Genomic DNA, 6624 nt, shown 5'->3' on the forward strand with positions numbered 1-6624 from the left:
GATGAGTATAAAAAAATGTCTACATGCTATATTAATGGGCATCCAGACAGGGAGTGCAGTCTATCTGATTGTCCTTGCTTTCTCTATTCAAAAACATCCGCCCACAACTAGTAATATCATCAGTGTCATGGTGATGAGCGGTTTGATTGGGATTGTCAGTTCAATTTTAAAAACTCTTGAAGACCGATTCTCTTTTTTAGTCTCGATTTTACTGCATTTTGTCGCTGTCGCAGTCTTAGCATGCTGTTTCATGGTCTACAATAACTGGGGATTTTTAATTGCCAACTGGCATTTCTGGCTAGATTTTATTCTGATTTATCTCTTTGTATGGCTCTTTCTTTACTTGGATACAAATCTTAAGACCAAGAAGATTAATAGTGCCTTGGACAAACGCAGAAGGGAAAAAGAAGGCAAGTAATCTACTGAAAAACGTTCTGACAAGCATATCTTAAAAAAAAGGAGCTGGGATTGTATCCTGCTCCTGTTTTTATATATAAAAAACTCAAGCTGGAAAATCTAGCTTGAGTTTTATGTGACATTACACTCCCAATTTGATATGAGGGAAGTAATTGTAGAGATAGTCAAAAGTAGACCGAAGTTGAATATCTGTCGTTTTGCCAATATTTCGAATAGGCATCTGATATTTCTTGTTATTTGATCGAACAGCAATCAGAGTAGAATTTCTGTTGGATGCAAAGCCTCGATGCATGGTGAAAATATGGTGGTAGAGGTGGATAACCTGTTTTAGGTCAACAGTTCTTACACCACGATAATAAGTGATCAGGTGATCTTTATAGATGATGATTTTCAATTCTTCGTCATGGAAGGAAGCTTGTTCTAGTAAGAGATTAAGATTTCCTTGGACTTCTGGATAAATTGAATAAATTTCATTATAAGCTTGCACATTCTTTCTGCGGTTGAAGAGTCCAGTTCCGATAAAAATGGCAGATAAACCGACTAAGAATAGGACATAAAAGATGAATTTAGAATGATCAGAGTCAAACTCAGAAAGAGAGATATAAGAGCTGGTTGCAATTTTGGCCGAGATATCTCCAACTTCATTTCTTAGACTAAGCATCAAGCTAGAAAAGTTGGAAATATATGATTGGTCCTTCTTTTGAACGCTTGTATTTATGTAAGTACCGACAAGTCGTGCGGGATTTTTCTTTAGCTCTCCTTTATTTGCTTGCTCCACTAGCTTGGCGATCTGCTTGTCACCTTTTTTTGCTTGAACACCAACATATCCATCCTTATATTGAACCAGCCAAACCTCAGTTTTATCATTTACCGGGAAAATAGGTTCTGGAGAGATATCATAAACTTCAGTATAAACTGTTTCAGAAGAAACTTTAGCGGTGTCTGCTGAGTAGGCAATTTTAGGATTAGCCTTTTGGTACTGTATAAAGGCCATGGCGCCAGCTATTCCAAGAAAAATTAGAGTAATAAATAGTAGGCCAATCATTCCCTGATTGCGTTTTTCTTTAAGCATTACTAAACCTCCAATAAAATTCGGTATAATAATTTGATATTCAAAGAATATCTAGACTGTAGTATAGCAAAATACTTGACTTTTGTAAAACAAGTGTTAAAATATGAATGAATATAAAATGAAATTCATTCACAAAAGAGACAGGAAAATGAATAAAAAAAATGAGCTCCTGGCTGCGGCTAGAGAAGTCTTTGCAGAAAAAGGCTATAAGGCAGCTGGAATTTCTGATATTGCTAAGAGAAGCCAGATGGCTGTCGGATCCTTTTATAAGTATTATGAGTCTAAGGAAGCTATCTTCTTGGAAGTTTATATAGCTGAAAATAGCCGTATACGCGAGGAAACTATGCGACGTGTGGACTGGCAGGGCGAGCCCGAGGCAATCGTTGAACAACTTTTTGCAGTCACTTTTGAGTTGATTTCGCCCAATAAAATTTTAGCCGAGTGGAACAAGCCAGGCATTTCTCAGATTCTGCACAATTACTATAATCAAGATTCCGGCCGAGCGTACAATGCCTTTCATCAGTTTCTTATTCAGACTTTCAGCCAGCGCTTGCAGGAAGAGGGGTTTTCGGAGGAAAAAGTTGCTGAGATCATGAAGGTTTATGACTTGATATACTACATAGACATGCATGTCACAGAGCAGGAATTTTCAGGCTACTTCGATAGTCTTGAGACTTTAGTGAAATATTTTGTTAAGGGAATTTTTTCCAAATAGAGGAAATTCCTTTTCTTAGAAGATAGCATGAGTGAATATAAAAAAATACTCATTCATAAATAAAGGAGGTGATGAGCTATCTATGGTGATGCGGAAATGGAAAGGAACATAGTTAGATAAAGTGTATTATTTTTTAGAAAGTTTTGAATGAATATTAAAAATTGTTCATTCAAAAGTAGAAAGTGAGGAAAAGTATGAATAAGCAAGGAGGATTTGCTATGAGTGGATTGGCTATTTTGGGTGTCTGTCTGGTGCTGATTGGTTTTTTGACCATTGGCTACGGCGGTGTAACAGTTGGTTTTAATTTTAGTTTGGATTTTCAGTCATTCTTAGTCGGAGGTCTCATCCTTGTCCTAATTGGAGCAGCTTTGATTCCGGGATTGCCAGTAGTTGCGAAGCTGACGGCGCTGGCTTTAGCAACGTTGTCATTGCTGATGTATATTCACATGATGCCGGATTTGGAGTTTATGCTTATGCTCATCTCAGATGTCGTGGTTTTAGGCTTTGCGGCTTGGTTTGCCATCCTTTTTTTAAGAAAGTAGGTGATGAAGATGATTGTAGTTTATGATTCTAATACTGGTGTTGGTAAACGATTTGCAGAATCACTGGGCTATCCGACCCAGAGCATCAAGGAGAAACTAGAAGAGCCCTGTATTCTCATTACTCGAAATGCTGGTGCTGGGAAAATTCCTTGGTCTACCAAACGCTTTATCAAGAAACATCCTGGGCTGATTAAAGGTTTTGTTAACAATGGTGACTCTGTTAAACATGGCCGGACCTTCTGTGGGGCGACTACCTTGATTATCGAAAAATATGGGCTCCAGCATATCTGTGATATTGACCGAGGCGGTAGCCCAGAAGATGTCAAGGCTGTGCAGGAGTTTTTGGCGGAGTGCTAGTCTCAACAAGCTTTGCCTAAATGGAGAACTCCTATGTCTAGGTCCAAGAAAATTGGGGCATCTGACTGGCTCTGATTTCCGTTCTTATCCTAAGGGATCGAGGGCTTGCATAGAAATAGTACGACACCTCAGATAAGGCGGAAAGAAAATCTTCCAAACAAAAAGAACCAAGTAAGAAACAGGTTAATGCAACTTCAAGTTTGGAAGAACACGGATTGATTGGACAAAAAGTGCTGAAAGCAGAAAAATTTAGACTCTTTTGTATAAAATTCGTTTCTTCTTCTGCAACTTGTTAAGAGATTTCTTCCGGTTGCTAACGCTGGGTAGCCACTTGCTGAAAATCTCTTGTTTTTGTTTCAGAATTCTCTATAATAATTGTCAAATAGAAAAAGGAGGCAAGAAACATGATGAAAACAAAGATACAAGAGAAACTGAAGTCAGGCTTGGAGGTGGATGATTTTCAAAAAGATGGAGACATCTACCTGGCTCTGAATCCAGACTATATCTCTGGCGACAATGCTAAGTATATGACCATGTATAATCGCTTCGCTCGCTGGTATGATTTGAGCGAAAAATGGCTGGGTGGCTTTCTCTATGGAAAGGCAGTCGATAAGCTGAGAAGGGAGCTAATGGCAGAAATAGAATGGAAGGACCATCTGTCAGTTCTTTATGTTTCTATTGGAACAGGCCATGATCTATGCTATATTCCTAAGGATGTTGATCTGAAAAGCTTAGACTTTTTTGGAGCGGATATTTCTATAGGCATGTTGAAGAAATGCCAAAAATCTTGCTCCAAGAAGACCAATCTGCAACTCTTTCAGGCCTGTGCGGAGGATCTGCCCTTTGCGGATAATAGTTTTGATATCGTCTATCATATCGGTGGAATCAATTTCTTTAGCGATAAGACCAAGGCCATGCAGGAAATGCTAAGGGTGGCTAAACCAGGGACTAAGATTTTGATTTCAGATGAGACGGCAGACTATGTAGAACAACAGTATAAAAAGAACCATTTCAGCAAGGACTATTTTAAGGATGCTACTGTTGATCTTGGAGAAATTGAAGCAGCAGTTCCAGCGGGCGTCAAAGAGAAAGAGTTGAAATTCCTCTGGGATGGTAAATTCTACGCCTTGACTTTTAGGAAATAAATCAGAAGAACCGGACTTTGTTTCCGGTTTTTTGTGGTATGTCAGACACAAAAAAGTAAGAAAAGATTGGATTTGGTAGCGCCGGATTTAATTTGAAAGTTAATGTAATTATTTGTTCAATGCTAGCAAGTTAATGAAATTAGAATAAATATTTAAAAAAAGGCTTATAACATATGGTCTTTTTATTGATAGTATGGTAGAATGAAGGCGTAATGTATCTATAAAAAATGTTTACTTTTTTGTAAAGGTAAACACTGATAAGATGGGGAAATCAGTTAGTATACAATTACATTGTACATTCAAAACTGAATATTATGAGAAAGGAAGATTGCATGAACAAAAGAATTAGAACTTGGCTTCACGTCATTATTCTTTGTTTAGGAGTGGTTTTGCCATCATTAACTCCTCTTGCCCAAGTGCAGGCGGCCGAATTTAATGATGTCATTACTGAGATGAGTCTCAAAAATTCTTCTGGAGGAGACTTAACACAAGGGATTGATATTTGGCAAGATTTCCGCGTTTACGCAAAATTTGTATTGCCTGATAACCAAGTACATCAAGGAGATACGACGACAATCACCTTGCCACCAGAGTATGCTTTTGCGAACTCTTCAGCCATTGAGCTTAAGGACGAGTCAGGTAATCTTGTTGCAAATGGATTTTTGGATTCTGCAAACAAAACGATTACCTTAACATATACAAATTATGTTGAGCAAAAATCTGGTGTCCGTGGAGAATTTTTCTTCTATGCTCGGGTTGACCATGATGTAGTGAGTCAAGAAGGTGACTTGAATGCTGGATTTACAATAGGAACACGGACATTAGTTCCAGGAACTGTTCATTATAATGGACCTCCTAAACAGTATGACTCTAAGATTGAAAAGAGTTCCTTCCAGTATAAGGATGACGAGAAAAATGTCATTCGTTACAATATTACTGTAAACCGCAATATGGCCAACTATAGTGATATAACCATCAAGGATGCGTTCTCGTCTCCAAATTTCACCTTCTTACCAGATACTTTTCGTATTTATAAAGTAGATTGGCGTTGGAATAACGGAGATTGGAAATGGTCTAATGCTCAGGATATGACAGAAACATTTAAGAAACAAATGACTGTAAATCCGGGCGGAGATGGATTTACTTTACCTCTAGGAGATACTAATGGCTTTGGTTATATGATTGAATATAGGGCTAAAGCAAATTATGATTTAGTTGATGGCGAAAAAATTACGAACGTAGCCAAGATGAATTATAATGGTGGCTTGACTGAACAATCAACTAGCACTCGTACCTATCAGATTGCTGGTGGTGTAGCCGAAGGATATGTATTCTCTATTAAGATCCATAAGGTAAATGAGGCGGGTGAAAATCTTCAAGGCGCTGAATTTGAAGTGGTTCGTGACAGTACTGGGGCAGTAGTTGGCAAGTTGACAACAGATGCTGATGGTAATGCGAGCGTAGGAGAGTTGTTGAGAGACAACTATACTATCCGAGAAGTGCAAGCACCAGAAGGATATGACAAATCAACTGAGGAAATCAAGATTGGTTCACAAGATTTCGGAACTGATAAATCGGTATCTCGTGATATTGTCAACAAGAAGACACCAACTGAAAAAGCGATTACTTTCAGTAAAGTAAACCTTGGTGGTACTGAAATCGCAGGTGCTCAAATTAAGATCTACAAGGGCGATAAGGCAGAAGGCACAGCAGTAGAAAGCTGGACATCTGAAGCTGGTAAGTCTAAAGAATTGAACTTAGCACCAGGTACATACACTTTCCATGAGGAAGCAGCTCCAACAGGTTACCTCAAGGTGACTGACATCACATTCCAAGTCAAACATGACGGTACAGTGGAAGTGACCAATGTTGGAGAGAAAGACTCTAAGGGTGAAGACAACCGTGTTGTAGCTAATGGTGCAACTCTAACTGTAACCGATAAAGACGATGACAGTCCCAAAGCCATTACTTTCAGTAAAGTTAACCTTGGTGGTACAGAAATCGCAGGAGCTCAAATCAAGATCTACAAGGGCGACAAGGCAGAAGGTCAAGCAGTAGAAAGCTGGACATCTGAAGCTGGTAAGTCTAAAGAATTGAACTTAGCACCAGGTACATACACTTTCCATGAGGAAGCAGCTCCAACAGGTTACCTCAAGGTGACTGACATCACATTCCAAGTCAAAACAGACGGCACAGTGGAAGTGACCAATGTTGGTGAGAAAGACTCTAAAGGTGAAGATAACAAGGTCGTTACCAACGGTTCAACTGTGACTGTAACCGATAAAGACGATGACAGTCCCAAAGCGATTACTTTCAGTAAAGTAAACCTTGGTGGTACTGAGATTGCTGGTGCAGAGATCAAGATCTTCAAAGGCG

Annotated in this window: 7 protein-coding genes; 6 read left to right on the plus strand and 1 reads right to left on the minus strand. The window is 38.9% G+C overall.

Annotated features, from left to right (window positions below):
• The first annotated feature begins 1 nt into the window (after position 1).
• The gene (locus HMPREF0847_RS01000) at positions 2–418 is read left to right on the plus strand and encodes a DUF3021 domain-containing protein (protein ID WP_008809431.1); all 417 of its coding nucleotides are present in this window, start codon (positions 2–4) and stop codon (positions 416–418) included.
• A gap of 120 nt (positions 419–538) precedes the next feature.
• Here the strand turns inward: HMPREF0847_RS01000 and HMPREF0847_RS01005 are convergent, their stop codons facing one another.
• Positions 539–1489: a hypothetical protein gene (locus HMPREF0847_RS01005; RefSeq protein ID WP_008809430.1), complete on the minus strand. Its 951-nt coding sequence runs from the start codon at positions 1487–1489 to the stop codon at positions 539–541.
• A gap of 103 nt (positions 1490–1592) precedes the next feature.
• Between HMPREF0847_RS01005 and HMPREF0847_RS01010 the strand changes: the two genes are divergently transcribed.
• The 5 genes from HMPREF0847_RS01010 to HMPREF0847_RS01030 all read left to right on the plus strand — a co-directional run.
• Entirely contained in the window at positions 1593–2204 is a 612-nt protein-coding gene (locus HMPREF0847_RS01010; protein WP_008809429.1) for a TetR/AcrR family transcriptional regulator, read from the plus strand.
• 194 nt (positions 2205–2398) lie between these two features.
• A complete protein-coding gene (locus HMPREF0847_RS01015) occupies positions 2399–2746 on the plus strand; it encodes a hypothetical protein (protein ID WP_008809428.1) in 348 nt (115 codons plus the stop codon).
• A complete protein-coding gene (locus tag HMPREF0847_RS01020; protein ID WP_187364084.1) occupies positions 2747–3103 on the plus strand; it encodes a class Ib ribonucleoside-diphosphate reductase assembly flavoprotein NrdI in 357 nt (118 codons plus the stop codon). It abuts the gene before it with no gap.
• A gap of 404 nt (positions 3104–3507) precedes the next feature.
• The gene (locus HMPREF0847_RS01025; RefSeq protein ID WP_020992590.1) at positions 3508–4248 is read left to right on the plus strand and encodes a class I SAM-dependent methyltransferase; all 741 of its coding nucleotides are present in this window, start codon (positions 3508–3510) and stop codon (positions 4246–4248) included.
• 332 nt (positions 4249–4580) lie between these two features.
• Positions 4581–6624, plus strand: a 2044-nt coding sequence (locus HMPREF0847_RS01030; RefSeq protein WP_020992591.1) for a SpaA isopeptide-forming pilin-related protein, incomplete at its 3' end; no start/stop codon positions are given.

Origin of the sequence: Streptococcus sp. 2_1_36FAA, assembly GCF_000161955.2 — a bacterium.
GTDB classification, from domain to species: Bacteria; Bacillota; Bacilli; order Lactobacillales; family Streptococcaceae; genus Streptococcus; species Streptococcus gordonii.